Annotated in this window: 1 protein-coding gene and 2 pseudogenes; all 3 read right to left on the bottom strand. The window is 67.6% G+C overall.

Features of this window, described 5'->3' with window-relative positions; translation table 11 throughout:
- Nucleotides 1-944: hypothetical protein (locus AX735_RS14345; RefSeq protein WP_066281654.1), on the bottom strand; the 944-nt coding region annotated here is incomplete at its 3' end.
- Nucleotides 937-2,122: pseudogene (locus tag AX735_RS26935) on the bottom strand (glycosyl transferase family protein). The pseudogene AX735_RS26935 and the gene AX735_RS14345, both read right to left, overlap by 8 nt.
- Nucleotides 2,123-2,422: 300 nt before the next feature.
- Nucleotides 2,423-2,822: pseudogene (locus tag AX735_RS25915) on the bottom strand (DUF389 domain-containing protein); the annotation flags it as partial.

The raw sequence follows: 2,822 nt of genomic DNA on the forward strand, positions 1-2,822 counted from the left end.
CCCCCACCCAATGCGAGTGTCGTGCCACCGCGCTTGAGGACGGGCTGGGTCAGGCTCGCCTGCAGGTCGAAAAATGCCTGGGATTGCGCCATCCCCACTAACCCGGCCTGACCATGGACCGACAGTTGCGCTCCGCTGCGCCCGACCGCCCTGTCTCCCCCGGCGACCGCCAGAAGCGCCCAGCGGTCGCGCTGTCCTTCAACGAGCGCGAGACGGCGCTCGACCGCGAGATCGAATGGCAGCCGCGGCACAGGCCGAACCGACAGGCCGAGCGCCAGCGTACGCTCGTCGCTCGTTGCGAGTGCCCCCGTCGCCCGGGCATAGAGCGCGGGACGGTATGCCGCGCTGCCCATCGCCCAGCGCACCACCAGCCCGGCCTGGCTGCCGCCATATTGCCCGCCCGGCGCCAATATGCTGCCCGAGGTGCCCTGCCGGACGAGCGACCAGCCATAGACCGACCAGCGCCCGGCATGAGCGCGGGAACCGTCTGCCCCGCTCGGCACGGGCGGCAGCCACGCCCCCGGCGCTTGCGACAGCGGTACCTGGTCCGCCGCACGCGGCGGCGCTGGCAGCAGCGGTAGCAACGAGAGCTCGGCATCTTGCGGTTGCGCTTGCCATCCCGGCGGTTCGACCACAGATCCGGCACTGCCGCCTCGCGGCTTGGCGAGACGGGCCCCATGCGCGAGACGCAGTGCGCGCGGCGCATCGCCGGGAGACAGGGCGCGCCGGTGAGCGCTGACACGCAATCGCGGCGCGGCGTCGGCCTGCGCTTGCGACGTCATAGGCACGGGCACCGATGCGCTTGGAGTCTGATAGATCACGGGCCAGTGATGGATCACCCGGGCTGCGGACCAGGCGCACAGCACGGTCAGCAGGAAAACCAGCGGCTGGCCGCGTCGGCGGTGAGCGATCCCCGACCCGGTAGCCTGGCCCAGATCAGCCACGACCCTCGCCGATCATGGCAGGGCGCGCCGCTGCGGGTTCGCCCCGCTGCCTTTCCATCGCCGCCGGGATCCTATGCTGGGTCTTGTCCCAGGCCAGCGGCGCTCCGTTGAGGCTGGCAATATAGGCCTGCAGCGCCCGCCGCGCCGCCATGACCGCGATGACATTGCTGACCAGCGCGCGGGGCAGCGACCACAGGGCTTCGCTTGCGCCATGGTTCCATCCGGTACAGGCCGCGCGCACGATCAGCCGCCAGACCAATGTGAAACCGGTCGCCACCAGCAGGACGCGTGAAGCGGGATCGGGCGGGGCTGGCTGGTAAAGGCCCAGCGTTTCCGCAATCGCGACGACCAGCCACAGCAAGAGGCCAAGATATCCCGCGACAATCACCAGTGCCGCCAGTGCCGACCGGCGGTCGCGGGCGCGCATCCAGATTTCGGCGATCGATCCGCCCCATCCGGTCCGGTCCCAGCCGGAAAGCGCGATGCCGATCATCCAGCGCGTCTTCTGGCGCACGGCTGCGCGCAGATCGCCCGGAAAATAGGCGCGCGTCGCCACTAGGTCACCCGCCCCATCGCGTTCCCGAACGAAGGCGCCGCGACCGCCCTGTTCGTGGATCCGGATGCCGAGCTCGTAATCCTCGGTCAGGCTGTCGGTGGCAAAGGGTGCGTTGCCGCCAGAAGCCCCGGCCAGCCGCTGCAATGTCGCTCGCCGAAAGGCGCAACCGACCCCGGCACAGGGCATGGCGACCCCCATGCGCGCGCACCGGCATCTTGCGTAGATGGGCCTCGGCGAATTCATCGGCATAATGCCCGCCGACCAGGCGGGACGCGCGATCGATCAGCGGGCGCACCGGGATCTGGACGAAATCATGATCGCTCAGCCAGCGGCGATAGACCTGAAACTCGGCGGCATGCACAACATCCTCGGCATCGTGCAGCGCGATCGCATCGAAGCGCCAGCCCTGCCCCGTCTCGTCTTCGGTCATTGCCTGCCATATCCGGTTGAGGCAATCGGCCTTCGAGCTTGGGCCCGTCGTGGACATCGTCACGAGCCGCAGACGCATATCGCCTGCTGCTCCATGCCGCGCCGCATCGGCGGTCGCAGGGTCGTTGGCATAGACGCCGACATAGAGCCGGTAATCGTCGTCCGGCCAGCGCGCCAGGCAGTGCGCCACCATGTCGCCGATCACCTCGGCCTCATCCCAGGCGGGAACGAACACGGCATAGCGCCAGGGCTGCCCGGCATCGGCATGATCGTGGTCGCGCGCCTGGCCTCTGCCGCGCAACAGATTGATCAACCAGACAAAATCGAGCGCGAGGTCGTCGACCGCCCCAATTAGGAACCAGATACCGGCGAATAACAGCAGCTCGTTGGCGAACAGATCGGCGGCAGAAAACAATGCTGTCAGCAGCGCGGTGGCAATGCCTTCAACACTGGCTGCATCCTGTGCGCCCAATTGCTTGCCCCCCGGCAGTCATCACGGAGCTCCGGTCTGGAACGCCCAGGCAAGGCGGACTTCAGCGCTGGAGATCGATGAGTCGTTGCTTGTTGCAGAAATGCCCGCTTCGGAAAGTTTCGTCAAAACAATTTGCGATTGATTTGCACGCCCCGATATGGTGAGCGCCAGGCCTGTCCTGCGCGCGGCCCAGATTGCCAGTGCAAGATTGGCCTCACCCTCGTCGTCCAGCTCTTCGCCATCGAGCGAAATGTCGGGAAGCGGCAGCGGCGGAGGGATAAGCTGCAGCTTCCATTGCGGTTCGGCAGCGGAAAGCCGCTGTTCCAGCGCACGATAGGTGGCGAGCGTAGCGCCAGGCAGCGGGTTCGCGCGCACCTGCGCAAGGCGCTTGTCGCGATCGACCAGCACCGCTTCGGCGGGG

The organism is Blastomonas sp. CCH1-A6, from assembly GCF_001556365.1.
GTDB lineage: Bacteria > Pseudomonadota > Alphaproteobacteria > Sphingomonadales > Sphingomonadaceae > Blastomonas > Blastomonas ursincola.